17 protein-coding genes and 2 tRNA genes are annotated in these 16,702 nt (G+C 72.0%); 12 read left to right on the top strand and 7 right to left on the bottom strand.

All coding sequences use genetic code 11. From position 1 onward, the window contains the following. Positions 1–18: 18 nt before the first annotated feature. The 3 genes from QBL21_RS03590 to QBL21_RS03580 all read right to left on the bottom strand — a co-directional run bounded on the left by QBL21_RS03590 (position 19) and on the right by QBL21_RS03580 (position 4,326). Positions 19–1,608 (bottom strand): amidase family protein, encoded by a 1,590-nt coding sequence (locus QBL21_RS03590; RefSeq protein ID WP_407560508.1) that lies wholly within the window; start codon positions 1,606–1,608, stop codon positions 19–21. Positions 1,609–1,859: 251 nt separating this feature from the next. Further along, positions 1,860–2,531 (bottom strand): NAD(P)H-binding protein, encoded by a 672-nt coding sequence (locus QBL21_RS03585; RefSeq protein WP_407560507.1) that lies wholly within the window; start codon positions 2,529–2,531, stop codon positions 1,860–1,862. 280 nt (positions 2,532–2,811) lie between these two features. Beyond that, positions 2,812–4,326, bottom strand: coding sequence for an amidohydrolase family protein (locus QBL21_RS03580; protein ID WP_407560506.1), 1,515 nt, complete (start codon positions 4,324–4,326; stop codon positions 2,812–2,814). A 277-nt stretch (positions 4,327–4,603) separates the two neighbouring features. Between QBL21_RS03580 and QBL21_RS03575 the strand changes: the two genes are divergently transcribed. The 11 genes from QBL21_RS03575 (at position 4,604) to cutA (ending at position 11,699) form a co-directional block, all read left to right on the top strand. Then, positions 4,604–4,676 (top strand) — tRNA-Thr (locus QBL21_RS03575). A 45-nt stretch (positions 4,677–4,721) separates the two neighbouring features. Beyond that, a tRNA-Met gene (locus QBL21_RS03570) sits at positions 4,722–4,794 on the top strand. 89 nt (positions 4,795–4,883) lie between these two features. Further along, the gene (gene rpmG, locus QBL21_RS03565) at positions 4,884–5,048 is read left to right on the top strand and encodes a 50S ribosomal protein L33 (protein WP_184775556.1); all 165 of its coding nucleotides are present in this window, start codon (positions 4,884–4,886) and stop codon (positions 5,046–5,048) included. Positions 5,049–5,226: 178 nt separating this feature from the next. Further along, positions 5,227–5,679, top strand: coding sequence for a MaoC family dehydratase N-terminal domain-containing protein (locus tag QBL21_RS03560; RefSeq protein WP_407560505.1), 453 nt, complete (start codon positions 5,227–5,229; stop codon positions 5,677–5,679). Positions 5,680–5,685: 6 nt separating this feature from the next. Continuing rightward, positions 5,686–6,120: a MaoC family dehydratase gene (locus QBL21_RS03555; protein WP_407560504.1), complete on the top strand. Its 435-nt coding sequence runs from the start codon at positions 5,686–5,688 to the stop codon at positions 6,118–6,120. Between the two features lie 196 nt (positions 6,121–6,316). After that, positions 6,317–6,865 (top strand): TetR/AcrR family transcriptional regulator, encoded by a 549-nt coding sequence (locus QBL21_RS03550; RefSeq protein WP_407560503.1) that lies wholly within the window; start codon positions 6,317–6,319, stop codon positions 6,863–6,865. An 82-nt stretch (positions 6,866–6,947) separates the two neighbouring features. Then, positions 6,948–8,429: a DHA2 family efflux MFS transporter permease subunit gene (locus QBL21_RS03545; protein ID WP_407560502.1), complete on the top strand. Its 1,482-nt coding sequence runs from the start codon at positions 6,948–6,950 to the stop codon at positions 8,427–8,429. Positions 8,430–8,610: 181 nt separating this feature from the next. Beyond that, positions 8,611–9,030, top strand: a complete 420-nt coding sequence (locus tag QBL21_RS03540; protein ID WP_407560501.1) for a YccF domain-containing protein — start codon at positions 8,611–8,613, stop codon at positions 9,028–9,030. 133 nt (positions 9,031–9,163) lie between these two features. Further along, on the top strand, positions 9,164–10,267 hold the full coding sequence (locus tag QBL21_RS03535) for a family 43 glycosylhydrolase (RefSeq protein WP_407560500.1): 1,104 nt from the start codon (positions 9,164–9,166) through the stop codon (positions 10,265–10,267). A gap of 58 nt (positions 10,268–10,325) precedes the next feature. Then, positions 10,326–11,165 carry a hypothetical protein gene (locus QBL21_RS03530; RefSeq protein WP_407560499.1) on the top strand — a complete coding sequence of 280 codons (840 nt, stop codon included), beginning with the start codon at positions 10,326–10,328 and terminating at the stop codon, positions 11,163–11,165. Between the two features lie 195 nt (positions 11,166–11,360). Next, positions 11,361–11,699, top strand: a complete 339-nt coding sequence (gene cutA / locus QBL21_RS03525; protein ID WP_407560498.1) for a divalent-cation tolerance protein CutA — start codon at positions 11,361–11,363, stop codon at positions 11,697–11,699. Positions 11,700–11,747: 48 nt separating this feature from the next. On the opposite strand, the gene QBL21_RS03520 is transcribed toward cutA, so the two are convergent. The 3 genes from QBL21_RS03520 to QBL21_RS03510 all read right to left on the bottom strand — a co-directional run bounded on the left by QBL21_RS03520 (position 11,748) and on the right by QBL21_RS03510 (position 14,519). After that, positions 11,748–12,272 (bottom strand): flavoprotein, encoded by a 525-nt coding sequence (locus QBL21_RS03520; protein ID WP_407560497.1) that lies wholly within the window; start codon positions 12,270–12,272, stop codon positions 11,748–11,750. A 198-nt stretch (positions 12,273–12,470) separates the two neighbouring features. Beyond that, on the bottom strand, positions 12,471–13,220 hold the full coding sequence (locus QBL21_RS03515; RefSeq protein WP_407560496.1) for a creatininase family protein: 750 nt from the start codon (positions 13,218–13,220) through the stop codon (positions 12,471–12,473). Between the two features lie 30 nt (positions 13,221–13,250). Beyond that, positions 13,251–14,519 (bottom strand): tetratricopeptide repeat protein, encoded by a 1,269-nt coding sequence (locus QBL21_RS03510; protein ID WP_407560495.1) that lies wholly within the window; start codon positions 14,517–14,519, stop codon positions 13,251–13,253. A gap of 121 nt (positions 14,520–14,640) precedes the next feature. Here QBL21_RS03510 and QBL21_RS03505 point away from each other — a divergent pair, with 121 nt between their 5' ends. Further along, complete coding sequence (locus QBL21_RS03505) at positions 14,641–15,063, top strand: ATP-binding protein (protein ID WP_407560494.1); 423 nt, start codon at positions 14,641–14,643, stop codon at positions 15,061–15,063. Between the two features lie 38 nt (positions 15,064–15,101). Here QBL21_RS03505 and QBL21_RS03500 read toward each other — a convergent pair whose 3' ends face one another. Continuing rightward, the gene (locus tag QBL21_RS03500; protein WP_407560493.1) at positions 15,102–16,304 is read right to left on the bottom strand and encodes an IS110 family transposase; all 1,203 of its coding nucleotides are present in this window, start codon (positions 16,302–16,304) and stop codon (positions 15,102–15,104) included. Between the last annotated feature and the right edge of the window lie 398 nt (positions 16,305–16,702).

Raw genomic sequence — 16,702 nt, 5'->3', positions numbered from 1 at the left:
CGGCCCCCGTGCCCGTACTCAGTCCGCGTCACCCACCGTCGGCAGGTACCGCGGCGCCCGCCAGGCGTCCAGCCGCCCTTCCACCGCCGCACCCAGCGTCAGCAGCTCGGCGTCCTGCCGGTCGCCGGCCATCAGCAGCAGCCCGACCGGCAGTTCGCCGACGGAGCCCGCCGGCACCGACAGCGACGGGTACCCGGACACCGCGGCCGGGGTGGAGGACGGGATCACGTCGTTGTCGCCGCGCGCGCAGTCCGTCGTCCAGGCGGGCGGGTTGGTCGGCGCGGCGATGGCGTCCAGGCGGTACGCGGCCATCGTCTCGTCGATGGAGCGCTTCGACAGGTCGTCAAGCTCCGCGCGCATCGCCTGGTACGCGGGGTCGGTGGGCGGCGGGGCGGCGAGCGCCTCCTCGAACAGCTCCTGGCCGGCGAAGCAGGTCTGCTCCGCCGGGTGGGTGCGGTTGAACTCGATCAGCCCGGCGAGGTCGGCCGGGCCTTCGCGGGTGGCGAGGTAGGCGTCGATGTCCCGGTGGAACTCGGTCAGCAGCGCGGGGAACTCCAGCTCCCCGAGCCGGTCCTGGTACGGCGGCGTCACCTCCACGACCTCCGCGCCCGCGCGGCGCAGCTTCCCGGCCGTACGGGTCATCAGCGCGTCCACCTCGGGGCCCAGGGTGGGCAGCCGCCACAGCCCGATGCGCTTGCCGCGCAGGGCCCCGGGGCGGGTCAGGCCGGCGGCGGACGGGAGGGAGGCGCGTACCGACTCGTCCTCCGCGAGGGCGGCGAGGGTGAGCGCGGTGTCGGTGACGCTGCGGGCCATCGGGCCCGCGGTGTCCTGCTCGGCGGAGATGGGGACCACGCCGTCCTGGCTGACGACGCCGAGGCTCGGCTTGTGGCCGACCACGCCGGTCATCCCGGCCGGGCAGACGATGGAGCCGTCTGTCTCGGTGCCGATCGCGACCTGCGACAGGGAGGCGGCCAGCGCGGCGGCGGAGCCGGAGGAGGAGCCGCAGGGATTGCGGTCGAGGACGTACGGGTTGTGGGTCTGGCCGCCGACTGCCGACCAGCCGGAGGTCGGCTTCGCGGCGCGGAAGTTCGCCCACTCGGAGAGGTTGGCCTTGCCGAGGATCACGGCGCCGGCGGAGCGCAGCCGGGTCACGAGCGCGGCGTCGTCCGCGGGCGGTTCGCCGGCGAGGGCGAGGGAGCCGGCGGTGGTCGGCAGGTCGCGGGTGTCGATGTTGTCCTTGAGCAGGACGGGGATGCCGTCGAGCGGGCCGCGGGTGTGGCCGCGGCGGTGCCGGGCGTCGCTGGCGGCGGCCTGGCGGAGGGCGGTGGGGTCGGTGCGCAGCACGGAGTTGAGCTTGGGGTCGACGGCGTCGATGCGGCGGAGGTAGGCGCGGGTCAGGGCGGTGGAGGTGAGCGAGCCGCGGTGCATGTGGCGTTGCAGCTCGGGGATGGTGACGGTGTCGAGGTCGACGCCGAGGGCGGCGGGGGTGGCGGCTTGGTGGGCGGGTTGCGCGGCGTGGGCGGACGGGCCGGGCAGACCGGCGGGGCCGGCGAGAAGGGCCCCGGCCGCGAGGGCGGCGACGAGTGTGGCGGTGCTCCTGTTCCCCATGGGGCTCAGCGCACTACAGCACTCCGGGGAGCACAAGGGCGCGTGGCGGTATGGGGAGGAGGCGATGGGGAGCGGGTGAGGGGTGGGACGTGGTGGTCGGGACCGTAACAGGCGGGACCGGCGATGGGCGGGGCCGCGGTGGGCGGGGCCGCGACGCCCGGACCGTGGTCGGCAGGATCGCGATGGCCGGACCGCGATCGGCAGATCGTGACCAGCGGACCGCGATGGCCGGACCGCGATGGGGGCGAGTTCTACGCCGTTCCCGTGCCCGCCACCGCCGCGACCGCCTCCAGCACCGGCGTGCCGCCGCCGACCAGTTCCAGCGTCAGCTTCGCCGTCCGCGGCTCGTCCAGCAGAGCGACCAGCACCGCCGCGACGTCGTCGCGGGCGACCTCCGAGCGGCCCGTCTGCTCGGCGAGGTTGACCAGGCCGGTGCCCGCGTCGTTCACCAGCCGGCCGGGGCGCAGGATCGTCCAGTCCAGGCCGGGCCTGGCCCGTACGTCGTCGTCCGCCGCGGTCTTCGCCCGCAGGTACGCGGCGAAGACCGGGTCCGTGCCGGGCGGCGGCTCGCGGTCGGCGCCCATGGAGGAGACGACGAGAAAACGCCGCACGCCGGCCGCCTCGGCGGCGTCCGCGAAGAGCACGGCGGCGCCGTGGTCGACGGTCTGCTTGCGCGACTCGCCGCTGCCGGGTCCCGCGCCGGCGGCGAACACCGCGGCGTCGGCGCCTTCGAGGTGCCGGGCGACCTCGTCGACGGCGGCGGACTCCAGGTCGCAGACGGCCGGTTCGGCGCCTACGGCCCGCAGGTCGTCGGCTTGGTCGGGGCGGCGGATGAGGCCCGTGACCGCATCACCCCGGGCGGAGAGCAGCCGCTCCAGCCGCAGGGCGATCTGACCGTGTCCTCCAGCGATGACGATGCGCATGGGTCCGACGTTAACGCCTGACCGCCGTCAACGCGCGGCGTGCGGCAGCCGGACGGACCGGGACCCCACATCCCCTCACACCCGCCCAAGGGTATGCGGCTCCTCTGACAACGCCGGCGATGGTTGGGCCCCGGGCCGCGGATCGCCACGCGAAGCCGCCCCCTCAACGCGAAGCCGTCCCCCTCAACCCGAAGCCGCCCCTTCAGCACGAAGCCGTCCCCTCAGCGCCAAGTCGCCCACCCAGCGCGCAGCCGCCCCTCACCCCGCCCCACGCCGCAGGTCAACCGGCCGTACGCCGCAGGCCCTGGCGCGGGAGGTCCAGGTCCGCGGCGCCGGAGTCGCAGTACTCCCGTACCGCGCTCGTACGGGCCACGACCCGGCCGCGGTGGATCACGATCCGGCTGTACCCGAGCGACAGCGCCCCCGCGACCGAGTCGCCCCGTACCGCCAGCAGCTCCGCGGGGAAGCCCGCCTCCACCCGCACCTCCGGCAGCCCCAGCACCGCCCGCGCCTGTCCGGCCACCGCCTCGTACGCCGCCGCCGGGTCGGCCTCGCCGGCGGCGGCGAGGAGGTACGCGGACTGGAGCGGATCCCCGCTGCCCACGGGGTTCGCGGCGTCGCGTACGGCGCCGCCCCCCGCCGCGACGCGCACGCCGGCGGCGCGCAGCAGCCCCACGGGGGCGTACGCAAACGGCTGCGCCCCCGCACCGCGCACCGCACCGCGCGCCGCACCACCCCCGCTCCTCGCCCCCCGCACCGCGCCGCAGTCCCCCTGCGGCAGACACACCACCGCCACCCCCGCACCGGCCAGCCGCTCCGCCACCCCCGCCGCCGTCTCGTACGGCACCCGCGCCAGCCCGCCGCACGGCCCGACGGCGACCCCCGCCCCGCACCGCATTTCCCCCGCCACCGCCGCCACCCGGTCGAGCCGTGCGGGGTCCGCACCGTCGCAGTGCAGATCGACCGCGCACCCGTGCTCCGCGGCGACGCGCAGCACGGTCTCCGCAAACCCGCCCGGGTCCGGGTCAAGGTCCGGGCAGCCGCCGAGCGCGGTGGCGCCCATGGCGACGGCCTCGCGCAGCAGCGCCCGGCCACCGGCCCCGGCGACGCCGGTCAGCACCGGGGGCGCGGCCACCACCGCGACGTCGGCGAGCCCGCGCAGCGCGGCCCGGGCGGCGAGCACGGCGCGGAGGCCGTCGAGGCCGGCGCCGCCGCCGATACGTACATGCGTGCGCAGCGCGGTCGCGCCGTGCCCGAGTTGCAGGAGGGCGGCCTCGACGGCCCGCCGCTGCACGTCGACACCGGAACCCGGGAAGGACGGGGAGGCCGGGGAGGCGGGGAAAGCCCCGGAATCTCCCGGAGCCCGGGAACCCGGGGAGCCTGGGGAAGAGCCCGGGGCCTCCAGGAGGCCCGAGGAGTCCAGAGAGCCCGAGGAATCCGTCGAAGCCCCCGCGGAGGGAGAAGAGCCCGAAGCCGCCCCCGAAGCACCCGAAGCCCTCGATGCCCCCGGCGCACCGGCCGCCCCCGCCACCCCCGTCAACGCCGTGTCCAGGTGCGCATGCGCCTCCACCGGCGCCGGCAGCAGCAGATACCCGCCGAGGTCCACCCGCGCCCCGCACCCGCCCGCCGGTCCCGCCAGGCTGCCCGCCGTCCCCACCGCCAGGATCCGGCCGCCCCCGAGGCGTACGTCCACCGTCCTGCCGTCGGCGAGCCGCGCGCCGCACAGCACCGGTGTGCCGTCGCCGCCCGGTGCGGAACCGTGCCGGGGCTGCTGCGGAGGACTGCTGGCGGGCATGTGACTCCTGCGGGCAGGTCAGGGTAAACATCCCCGATGTGAGCAAAGTCGCACAATCAAGATCGGAAAGGATCAGACTGCACCAGACGGCGCGAACGAGCCTAGGTGGGGCGATCGCGCGCGGCGCGGAGGAGGGCAGAGGAGGGCATAAGTCGTACCGGCGCGGCAACCGGCAGGTCGGCCCACCGGCGGCGTTCGACACGTACGACCGGGCGCGGTCAGGGGCGGGTTACTGATTTCACCTTCGGCCGCTCAGCGTGTAGTGTCTTCATCGCTCGCCCCAATAGCTCAGTCGGCAGAGCGTCTCCATGGTAAGGAGAAGGTCAACGGTTCGATTCCGTTTTGGGGCTCTGATGCGGTTCGCACCTCGCTATCCTGGGGGTGCAGAGCATCGCAGCGGTGTAGCTCAGTCGGTAGAGCAAGCGGCTCATAATCGCTGTGTCACCGGTTCAAGTCCGGTCACCGCTACTCACCTCAAGTAGCCGATTGCAGGCTCGGACCTTCGATCGGCTACGCTTTCTGCGTTGAAGCCTGTCCGTTCGTCAAGGAGCACTCACGTGGCTGCCACAGACGTCCGCCCGAAGATCACGCTGGCCTGCGTGGAGTGCAAGGAGCGGAACTACATCACCAAGAAGAACCGGCGTAACAACCCGGACCGTATTGAGATGAAGAAGCACTGTCCTCGCTGCAACGCCCACACGGCGCACCGCGAGACCCGCTGATCGCAGGCCATCGAACCCCTCGTCCCACCCGGGACGAGGGGTTCGCCGCGCTTCGCTCCGTACGCTCCACTCCCCCGCTCCGTACGCCCCCACGCCCGGCACGCTCCCGCCCCGCATCCGCCGGGCGCTCCGCGCGCCGCGGCCGGGGCGGTGCCCCGCCCGCGCGACAGGAGGGTTCATGCCGCTCGATCAGTCCTTCGTGGGCCGGAGTTATCCGCCCACCGCCCCCTACGAGGTGGGCCGGGAGAAGATCCGCGAGTTCGCGGAGGCGGTGGGCGACGCGAACCCCGCGTACACCGACCCCGAGGCCGCGAAGGCCCAGGGCCACCCCGACGTGATCGCGCCGCCGACGTTCGTGTTCGCGATCGCGTTCCGGGCGGCGGGCAAGGTGATCGAGGACCCGCAGCTCGGGCTGGACTACAGCCGCGTGGTGCACGGGGACCAGAAGTTCGCGTACAGCCGTCCGGTACGGGCCGGGGACCGGCTCTCGGTGACGTCGACGATCGAGTCGATCAGGTCGATGGCCGGGAACGACATCATGGACGTGCGCGGCGAGGTGCACGATGAGGCGGGCGAGCATGTGGTCACGACGATCATCAAGCTGGTGGCCCGCGCCGCCGAGGAGGGCTGAGAGCCGATGGTGGCGAAGGTGGCGTACGACGCCGTCGAGGCCGGCACGGAGCTGCCGGCGCAGTCGTTCCCGGTGACCCGCGAGACGCTGGTGCGCTACGCGGGCGCGTCCGGGGACTTCAACCCGATCCACTGGAACGAGCGGTTCGCCAAGGAGGTCGGGCTGCCGGACGTGATCGCGCACGGCATGTTCACGATGGCCGAGGCGATCCGGGTGGTCACCGACTGGGTGGGCGACCCGGGCGCGGTGGTGGACTACGGGGTGCGGTTCACCAAGCCGGTGGTGGTGCCGGACGACGGCGTCGGCGCGGTGATCGAGGTGTCGGGGAAGGTCGCGCAGAAGCTGGACGACGAGGCGCGTACGGTGCGGGTGGACCTGACGGCGACCAGCGGCGGGCAGAAGGTGCTGGGGATGTCGCGGGCCGTGGTCAGGCTGGCGTAGGCGGGTCCGCGGGTCCGCGGGCGCGTACGGGGCGGCCAGGCGGGGCACTGCCGTCCGGCCGCACGGGGGACGTACAGGGAACGCACGGGAACCCACGGGCGCGTGCCGCCCGGGGGACACGGCACGTCCGTACGACCCCCACGCCCCCCGCTTGACAAGTTAGTGATTGGCCAATAACTTTCTTCCCATGGTCAGGATGAGCGCAGAAGAGCGACGCGAGAGCGTCATCCGCGCGGCGATCACGGAGTTCGGCCGCGGCGGCTACCACGGCACGTCCACCGAGTCGATCGCCAAGCGGGTCGGCGTCTCGCAGCCGTACCTCTTCCGCCTGTTCCCCAACAAGCGCGCGATCTTCCTCGCCGCCTCCATCCGCTGCATCGAGGACACGGCGGCCGTGCTGCGCGCCGCGGCACAGGACGTGCCGGCGGACAAGGCGGAGAAGGCGATGGCCGTGGCGTACCAGCGGCTGATCGAGGACCGCGACCGACTGCTGATGCAGATGCAGATGTACGTCGCGGTGGCCTCGGCGGAGTCGGCGGGCGACCACGAGTTCGGCAAGCCGATCCGGGCCGCCTGGTCCGAGCAGCTCTACGACTTCGCGCTGCTGACGCTCGACGGGGACGCCGAGACGACCGCCACCTTCCTGGCGTACGGAATGCTGATCAACACCCTCGTCGCCCTCGGCTACTCGCCGAAGGACCGGGTGTGGGACGGCTTCTGGCCCGAGACCCTGCCCCGTACGTAAACAGGTGACTCCGGAGCCCCGGCGTCGCGGGCCCCGGCATGCCCGCAGAAGTTATTGATCAATAACTTACCTGGAGAGAACGATGCCCGACACCACCCACCCCACCGACGGCCGCCGCCGCCTCGGCGCCACCTTCTGGGCGCTGCTGCTGACCAGCGTCGCCAGCTTCATGGGCGCCCTCGACAACCTCGTCGTCACCACCGCCCTCCCCGCCCTCCGCGAGGACCTCGGCGGCGGCATGGAGGACCTGGAGTGGACGGTCAGCGCGTACACGCTCACCTTCGCCGTCCTCCTCATGCTCGGCGCCTCGCTCGGCGACCGCTTCGGCCGCCGCCGGATGTTCGGCGTCGGCATCGCCATCTTCACCGCCTCCTCCGCCGCCGCCGCGCTCGCCACCGGCATCGACGGCCTGGTCGCCGCCCGCGCCGCCCAGGGCGTCGGCGCCGCGCTGCTGATGCCGCTGTCGCTGACCCTGCTCTCCGCCGCCGTACCGGCCGCGCGCCGCGGGATGGCGCTGGGCATCTGGGGCGCGGTGCAGGGCCTGGCCGTCGCGTCCGGGCCGCTGGTCGGCGGGGCGCTGACCGAGCACATCTCGTGGCACTGGATCTTCTGGCTCAACGTGCCCATCGGCATCGCCCTCCTCCCGCTGGTCCGGCTGCGGCTGGCCGAGAGCCACGGCCCCAACAACCGCCTCGACATCCCCGGCACCGTCCTCGCCAGCACCGCCCTCTTCGGCCTCGTCTACGCCCTCGTGCGCGGCAACGCCGACGGCTGGACCGCCGGCCCCGTCCTCGCCGGGCTGATCGCGGCGCCGGTGCTGCTGACCGCCTTCGTCGCGTACGAGCTGCGCACCGCGAACCCCATGCTGCCCATGCGCCTCTTCCGCAACCGCAGCTTCGCCGCCGTCAACGCGGCGAGCCTGCTGATGTTCGTCGGGATGTTCGGCTCGATCTTCCTGCTCAGCCAGTTCCTCCAGAACGTCGGCGGCTACTCGCCGCTGGAGGCCGGCCTGCGCATGCTGCCCTGGACCGCGATGCCGCTGATCGTCACCCCGATCGCCGGCGCGCTCTCCGACCGCATCGGCGGCCGGCCCATCATCGCCGCCGGGCTCGCGCTCCAGGCCCTGGGCCTCGTGCTGTGGGCGGTGGCGGTCGAGGTCGGCTTCTCGTACGGCTCGATCCTGCCGGCGCTGACGGTCAGCGGCGTGGGCATGGGGATGTACTTCGCCCCGTCCGCAAACGTCGTCCTGTCCAGCGTCGCCCCCGAGGAGCAGGGCATCGCCTCCGGCGCCAACAACGCGCTGCGCGAACTGGGCGGCGCGCTGGGCATCGCGCTGCTGGCCGCGGTCTTCTCCGCCCAGGGCGGCTACGAGACGGGGCAGAGCTACGTCGACGGCCTGACGCCGGCGCTGTGGGTCGGCGCGGTGGCAGTGGCGGTGGGCACGGCGATCGCGCTGCTGATCCACGGCCGCCGCGGCGGCCGGGCGGCGGAGCCGGGGGCGCCGGCCGCGGGGCCGGGGGTGGCCTCGTCGGTGGACAAGGACCGCGCCCCGGCGGGCGTCTGACCTCGGCCTCGGGGCCGGACCCGGGGGACTGCCCCCGGGCCTGATCCGGGGCCTGCCCCGCGCCGGGCCGGCGCGGGGCAGGGCCGTCCCCGGGGGGCGCTGCGTTTCCCCCCGGGCGATCGCACGCCGATACTTGTCCTGACGGACCGCATCGATGCAGAGCCCGGGAGAGGTGCCGATCATGAAGCCCTTGAACCTCCTCTTGAACGTCCTGTGGCTGATCTTCTGCGGAATCTGGATGGCCATCGCGTACACGATCGCCGCGCTGGTGTGCTTCGTCCTGATCATCACGATCCCGTTCGGCGTCGCGTCGCTGCGTATCGCCGGCTACGTACTGTGGCCGTTCGGCCGCACGACGGTGGAGAGGCCGGGCGCGGGGGCGCCGTCGTTCGTCGGCAACGTGATCTGGGTGGTCTTCGCGGGCTGGTGGCTGGCCCTGGGGCACCTGATCACGAGCATCCCGCTGTTCCTGTCGATCATCGGCATCCCCTTCGGCTGGGCGAACCTGAAGCTGATCCCGATCTCCCTGATGCCCCTGGGCCGCGAAGTGGTCCCGACGGACGAGAGCTTCGGCTACGCTCGGCCGCCCGCCCCGCGGTGACAGAGGGCTCCGGGCGCCGGCGGCGCTTATCCGCTCGGTATCCGCTCGGTATCCGCTCGGGTATCTGCTCGTGTATCTGCTTTGTATGCGCGCCCCCTTGAATCGGCGGTGACACCGACGACAGGGGAGAAGCGTGCGCACCCGTACCCGCCGACTGCTCGCCGCGATGAGCACGGCCACCGCCCTGGCCGTCGCGGCGCCGATCGCCGACGCGGCCCCGCCGGCAGCACCGGCTCCCGCCACCGGCGGCAGCTTCTCGCCCACGGCGAACCCGTCGTCCTTCCCCCTGGCCGACCCGGACACCGTGCGGGCGAAGGACGGCCGGTACGTCACCTACGGCACCACGGTGCCCGCCGGCCGCGGGAAGCGGTGCGGCGGCGCCACCGGGCGGCTCTACGTCCCGGTACTCGTACACGGCTCCGGCAACACGGTCGGCATGACCGACTGCGCCTCGGGCGACGCGCTGCCCGGCGGACCGGGCGCCTGGGCCGAGCCGGGCGGCGCCATCTGGGCCCCCGGAGTGGCCCGTTACGGCGACCGCTACTTCATGTTCTACACCGCCTCGCGCAAGGGCTCCGGGCAGAAGTGCATCGGCCGGGCCGTCGCGACGTCCGCCAGGGGCCCGTTCCGTAGCGCGGGCGAGTGGTCCTGCCCGCCGGGCGGGCGATGGGCGATCGACGCGAATCCGCTCGTCCACGGCAGCACCATGTACGTCACCTACCGGGACGACGCGATCGCGGCCGGCGCCGAGACCGGCATCTCGACCGTACGCACCGACGGCGAGGGCCGGGCCGTCTGGAGCACCCGCCGGGACGTGCTCAAGAGCACCGACATCACCTGGGACACCCGCGGGACCAGCGGCGGCACCCACGTCGTCGAGAACCCGGCCATGTGGCGGCGGGCCAACGGCACCTGGTACCTGATGTACTCCGCCAACAACTGGGACAGCGCCCGCTACGCCACGGGCATCGCCGAGTGCGGCACCACGCCGCTCCCCTCGTCCCGCTGCACACCCCTTCGCCGCGGCGCGGAACGCCCGTACTTCGGCTACACCGGCTCCGGCGGCCTCGGCCCGTACCGCGGCCTGCCCGGCAACCACCGGGGGCCGGGTGGCATGGACGTCTTCGCCGTCCCCGACGGCAGCCTCCGGGTGGTGTGGCACTGGTGGGACGGCGGCCCCCGCTACCCGGTGAACGGCGCGCTGCGCCTGGACGCCGGCGGTTACCACGTCCAGTAGCGACCGGGCCCGGCCGAGGGAACGCATACGGCACTCGAAGCTCGCAGAGGGAGAAGTCGTGCAAGCGATCACCAGGAGGCGCGCCCTCGGACTCGGCGGCGCGGCCGTCGTCGGCACCGCCGGTGCACTGGCCGCCGCCGACAGCGCCGACGCGGCCGACGGCTGGCAGCGGCTCGTCGTCGTCACCGCCAACATCGGGCGCGAGAACATGGGACAGCGGGAACGCGCCATCCGGGACGTCCGGCACGCCGTGACGATCGACGGCCGGCTGACCACACCGCTGGTCGGCTGGCAGGAGATCGGCGAGGGAGACGGGAGCGACAACCGGGAACCGGGGTGGATCAACCAGTACTTCGGCACCGCCTACCGGAACATCTTCGAGTACGACGGCAGCGCCCACCGAGTGCCGATGTCGATCCCCAAGGCGTACGACATCATCGACCGCAGGGTCACCTTCGTCCACGGCGGCAAGGCGGGCGTCTCGCCGCACCGGGTCATCACCGAGGCCGTGCTGGCGCGGGCGGACGATCCCCGGACGAGATTCGTCTTCGCCAACACCCATTACGTGGCGGGGGCGTTCAACGGCACCGAGGACCCGCACGAGGCGTGGCGGGCCGACATGTGGCGGCAGCACTTCCGCAAGCACCGCGACGAGGTGCTGGGGTACTGGCGCGCCCGCGGCTTCCCGGCGATCTGGACAGGCGACGTGAACCGCAACCCGATGCCGCTGCTCCTGCCCGCCCACGAGAAGCGCGCCTTCGCCCGCGGGATCGACCAGATCGGCTGGGTCCCGGGCACGAACGGCACCCAACTACGGCTGCGCTGGACGAAGGTGGTGCCCATGTACGTGGACGGGCATGACGCCCGGGTGGCGGTGATGCAGATACGCCGCGTCTGAGGACGCGGCATGAGGCAGGCCCGGAACCTCCCGACCCGGGCCGCAGGCTCCGGTGTTCTCACCGTTGCGGCGGAGGTCGGGGGCCAACGAGAGTGCCTGAAACCCAGGCAGAAGCAGAGCAAAACCGCAGTTCAGAAAGGGTGCTCCCCGCACGTGCAGGCCGGTCGAACGGCTACGAGTCGCTAGCCTTTGGGCATGAAGGACTTCGTGCAGGTCTACACCGCGACCGAGACCCGCGCGGCAGCCGTGGCACTGGGTCGGGGTGCGACGAAGGCACGGCTGGCGGCCGGGGTGCAGGTGGTCGGTCCGGTGGTGTCGTTCTTCTGGCACCAGGGGAAGTTCGGGGAGGGCGAGGAGTGGCAGGTCGTGTTCAAGACCACCGCGGGCCGCTACCCGGAGCTGGAAGCGCACCTGCTGGAGCACCACCCGTGGACCAACCCGGAGATCACGGCCATCCCGATGGCCACCGGCTCCCAGCCCTACCTGGACTGGATCCGCCGCACCGTCGAGGCCCCGGGCGAAAGCCCGGCCTGACCTACGCCGCTCGGCGCAGCACCTCGGCCACCGGCTCCAGCGATGGGCCTACGGCAGGGTGTTGAGGGCTGTCTGCCATGGGTAGGCGTCGAGATTTCCGTGCTTCGGCTCGTGCGGGACGCAGCCTTCGTCTCCGAGGGGCACGGTGCCTCCGTTGTCCCGTAGAAAGCGGACGCTCTGATCCAGGGCAGGGTGGGCGGCCTGGGCGCGGTTGAGGTACGGGAGGGCCACCAGCGGGAGTTCGAGTCCGATGGCCTCGGTGACCAGGCCGAGGGCAAGGGTGTCGGAGATCCCGGGTACCCACTTGTTGAGGGCGTTGAAGGTGGCCGGGGCGACGAGAATGGCGTCCGGTGCGGGCAGCACGTCTGGTTCGTCGGGGTGCTTGTAGGCGTGGCGCACCGGGTGGCCGGTCAGATCGCGCAGGTCCTCAATGGCATCCGCGTTCCAACGGTGGGCGGACGGTGTGAGGACGAGACACACGTCCCAACCAGCCTTCTGCGCGGCGCGGATGCCGATGGGGAGTCGGCGGGCAGGCGGAGCGGCGCAAGCGACGAAGTACAGCGTCCGAGTCACCCGGGCAGTCCACAGCGATTCGCGAGTGAGATCAAGCGTCCGTCGGCGTTGCCGACGCCAAGTGGGCTCAAGTTCTCGACGAGTTGCTTGGTACGCGCCCGACAGGTCGACCCTTCCCGCTCGACGACCAGCAGCGTGTCGGCCGCCTGCGGCGGTTCGTGACGTGCGCTCTCCGCACACGCGGGGATGGTCCCGGTGTCATAGCGACCCGGTACCCCTACGTCCCGTGCTTCCCCCTCCCCGGGTGAGCAGTGCCAGGTGCGTGGCGGCGGATTGCGCGAGGCTGTCCAGGAGGGCTTTGCCCTTGGGGGCCGTTGCCAACGATGGGTGGCCGATGGTGCCCGTGGTGGTGTAGCCGCGTATGCCCAGGGTGAGGAGGTGCGGGCGCGTGGCGGCCGTGTGGTCGTCGGTTTCGATTCCCTCGCGTACGAGGTGCGGGGCGCCGTGGAGCAGGAGCGACACCTCGAACTCGCCCCCGTGCATGTCCTCGGCGCTGCTGCTCTCCAGACCCGCGTCGGACCGGGCCTTCGCACGGTCCTCGTGGACGGGGAAGAGGGCCACCCGGGGTGCGACGACGTTGATCTCCTGGACGGCGTTGGACAGGACGTAGTTGCCGCCGTGGCCGTTGACGATCAGCAGGCCCGGGACTCCGGCGGCGTCCAGTGAGGTCCAGATGTCCTTGATCATGGCGTACAGCGTGGTCGCGCTGAGGCTCACCGTGCCTGCCATGGCGGCATGTTCGTGTGAACACGCGATCGTGATCGGCGGCAGCAGGAAGAGATCGTGATCGTCGGCGATCCGCTTCGCGATCAGGCAGGCGATCGCGGTGTCGGTCGTCAACGGCAGGTGTTCGCCGTGCTGCTCGAAGCTGCCCACGGGCAGAACCGCGATGACAGGGCCCCTCTCCCGCTCGTCGGCGGAGGTGGCCCGCGTGATCAGCTCGTCCATGGCTTCAGCATCTCCCGTCGCCACCTGCGCTCACCAGTCGGCGAGTTGCTCGCGAACGAGGTCGTAGCGCTCCGTGAAGGTCGCCACCGCGGGCAGGTCCCGCTGCGGTTCCATCGTGTCCGCGACGGATGCCAGTTCGGTGAGTGTCCTTGCGGAACCAGTCTGCGTGACGATGGCCAGGGCCTTCGTCGCCGTCTCGGAGCCGCGTTCGGGGTCGCCGGCTTTGGCGTAGGCGCGGGCGAGGCGGGCGAAGTAGACGCTGCGGTCGTTCCGGTAGACCTGGGGCAGCGCGGCGATCTCGTCCTCGAAGAGCTGGATAGCGCGGCGCGGTTGGCCGAGGTCGATCCAGCAGTTGGCGCGCTGGATCTCGACGTAGGCGGGTGTGCAGTAGGAGGTGTCGGGTGTGCCGGTGGGCTTGTGCGCGATCGGCCGCGCGGCCAGTTCGTGAGCCTCGTCGAACTTGGCGAGGGCGGCCCTGGGGTTGCTTTGCAGCGCGTACCCCACGGCCTCCTGCTGCGCTGCCAGCGCCACGAGATCCGGTGTGAGCCCCGGGATCCGCTGTGCCGCCCGGGCCAGACCGATGGCGCGCTCGGGGCTTTGCTGCGAGGCGGCCTGGTTGCTCTTGCGGAAGAGTACGTACGACTGCATCGGGTCGTCGGCGGCTTCCTGGGCCCACTCCATCGACCGGTCCGACCAGTACGCCGCCGCGCGGATACTTCCGATGTCCTGGTAGAGCCAGCCCAGGAACTCGGCTGTTCGGCTGCCCACGGTCAGGAGTTGCCGGTGCGTCGAGCCGTTGGTGGCCTCCAGCAGGCGCAAGACGGTGCGTACGTGGTGGAGGACCGTGGCCAGAGGCTGCCGCGCGCCGAAGTAGTTGGCGCTCGTGAAGTGCTGAGGGAGTTGGCTCCCGATCAGAGCACAGACGAATTCCGGGTCTGTGAAGTCTTCCCCCTGGGGCACGACCCGGAGGTCACCGTCCGAGGGCTGCGGTGCCGGCGGAGTTGCCGACTCGTCCTCCCACCCCCGCCGCGCAAGTCCCAGCATGTGACCGGGGATGCGCAGGCCGTCGGCGATGCGCTCGATGACGTTCATATCCCTGATGACGCGCTGTCCTTGGGCGATCTCTCCGACGCGGCTGGGTGTCAGCTCGCAGCGGCGGGCGATCAACGCGGGATAGATCCCGGCACGCTTCACCAGCCGGAAGACTCGCGAGAAATCCCGCTCCCGGCACGCCCTGATCATCTCCGCGTCGTTCAGCAGACGCGGCGGTAACTGCTGCTGCGGCTCGGACCTGGACATGGCGACGCTCCAGTTGAGACAGCACCACGTGACCGCGGTGGCGCTACCTCAGTGATGTTACCCACTGTGAGTAACCGTGCTGGGATCGTCAGCGAATCTCCGGGCAGCGAGGCTGCTGGCCATGAGGACGACAACGGCGTCGGAAAACGAACACGTGGTGGTGTGGCAGTGGCGGCGGAATCGGAGGTGTGTGGGGCTGGCTCGGGCGCAGTTGCGGAAGGCGTTGGGGGCGTGGGGCCTGGGGGCGGTGGAGTTTGCGGCGGTGGCCGTCCTGTCGGAGTTGGTGGCGAATGCCGTGGTGCATGCGCGGGTGCCGGCGGGGCGGGAGATTCGTACGCGGTTTCTGGCGGTGGAGGGTGGGGTGCGGATCGAGGTGCATGACGCTTGCGACGCGTGGCCTTTGCCTCGGGTGCCTGACGAGAGCGGCGGCTATGGGCTGTTGCTCGTGGCGGAGTTGGCGGACGGGTGGGGGGTGGAGAAGCGGCGTGGGGTGGGCAAGTGCGTGTGGGCCGTGGTGACCAGCTCGGGCGCGGGCGGGCGGTGAGCCGGTGGTTGGGCGGGGAGGTGCCTCTATGTTTTTCGTCAAGCGAGGCGTGGGGTTCGGGGTTCGTAGAAGGTGCCGTCGCGGAGGATCGCGAACAGCACGTTGATCCGTTGTCGGGCCAGGCGGAGGAGGGCCTGGGTGTGGGTCTTCCCCCGTGCCCGGCATCGGTCGTAGTAGGTGCGGGAGGCGGGGTCGTGCAGGGCGGCGAACGCGGACAGGAACATCGCGCGTTTGAGCTGCCGGTTGCCGCCTCTGGGCGCGTGTTCGCCGTGGATCGAGGTCCCCGACGACTTGGTTGTGGGGGCGAGGCCGGCGTAAGAGGCCAGGTGGGCGGCGGTGGGGAAGCTGGTGCCGTCGCCGACGGTGACCAGCAGCGTGGCGGCGGTCCTGACCGCGACCCCCGGAATCGAGGTCAGGACCGCGGAAAGAGGGTGAGCCTCCAGCAGCTGCCCGATCTGTGCTTCCAGGGCTCGTCGCTGTCCGTGGACGGCGGCGAGCGAGCGGGCCAGGGACGGGATGACGACGTCGAGGGTGCCGGTGCCCGGGACGACGACGGTCTGCTCGTCGAGCGCGTCGAAGACCTCGTCGATCAGCCGCTGGGCCATGCGCGGGGCCTTGGGCCGGATCACCTCGACCAGCCTGCGACGACCGGCTTTCCGCAGGGTGGCCGGGGATCCGTAGCGTTCCAGCAGCCAGGTCACGGCAGGGTGGTCCAGGCGGGGGCCCAGGACGCGTTCCAGGCTGGGGTGGAACTGGGTGAGCAGGCCGCGTATCCGGTTGGAAGTGCGCGTGGCCTCGGCCGCAAGGTCCTGGTCGAAGCCCACCAGCACGGTCAACTCGGCGGTGATCTCGTCGGTGAGCTCCAGCGAGCGCAGGGTGTGTGGCATGGTCCGTGCGGCGTCCGTGATCACCGCGGCGTCCTTCGCGTCGGTCTTCGCTTCGCCCGGATAGAGATCGGCGATCCGGCGCATGGACAGGCCGGGCAGGTAGGCGACCTTGCAGCCGGCGTCCCGGGCGACCGTCAGAGGGAGGGCTCCGATGGAGGCGGGCTGGTCCACGATCACCAGCACGGTGCCGAACTTCGTGGCCAGTTTGTCGAAGACGGCCCGCAGCTTCGGCTCGCTGTTGGGCAGCTGCTTGTCGAAGACCTTCTTGCCGGCCGGTGTGAGTCCGTGCCCGTGATGGGCACTCTTGCCGACGTCCAGGCCGAGGAAAACGCCCACGTCGTCGATGTCGTCCAACCCATCCTCCCGAACAGGGTTCGTGCGGTGCTGGCCAGGGCGTTGGCGTCGTATGCGCGCATCCACGTTATGCAGACCTGCCGCCCGCAAGGCGGCCGGGCATTGCACCAGGCCAGGCGGTAGTCGGACCTCTCATCAGCGTCTCCAACGGCGCCTCTCGGGCCCGGTGACACCACCCCCCAGGTCATCCGTTCGACAGGGGGGAACAGTCATGCCGGACCCGGAGGCCAGCGGCCCTCTTGCAGGACCGCGAAGAAGATAACGGGGGTGGGTGCCGGGCCGGGGCCAGGGCCGGGAGGTTCCGGCTTCGGGCCTGGGTTCTGATGGGTCCCTCGGGGTCTTCTCCTCTCGTCGTCCCCGCCCCCGCGTCGCCGACGCTGAGTTCCCCCACCAGCGCG

It is taken from the genome of Streptomyces sp. 184 (assembly GCF_045781775.1).
GTDB lineage: Bacteria > Actinomycetota > Actinomycetes > Streptomycetales > Streptomycetaceae > Streptomyces.
This window is presented reverse-complemented; position numbering and strand designations above follow the sequence as displayed.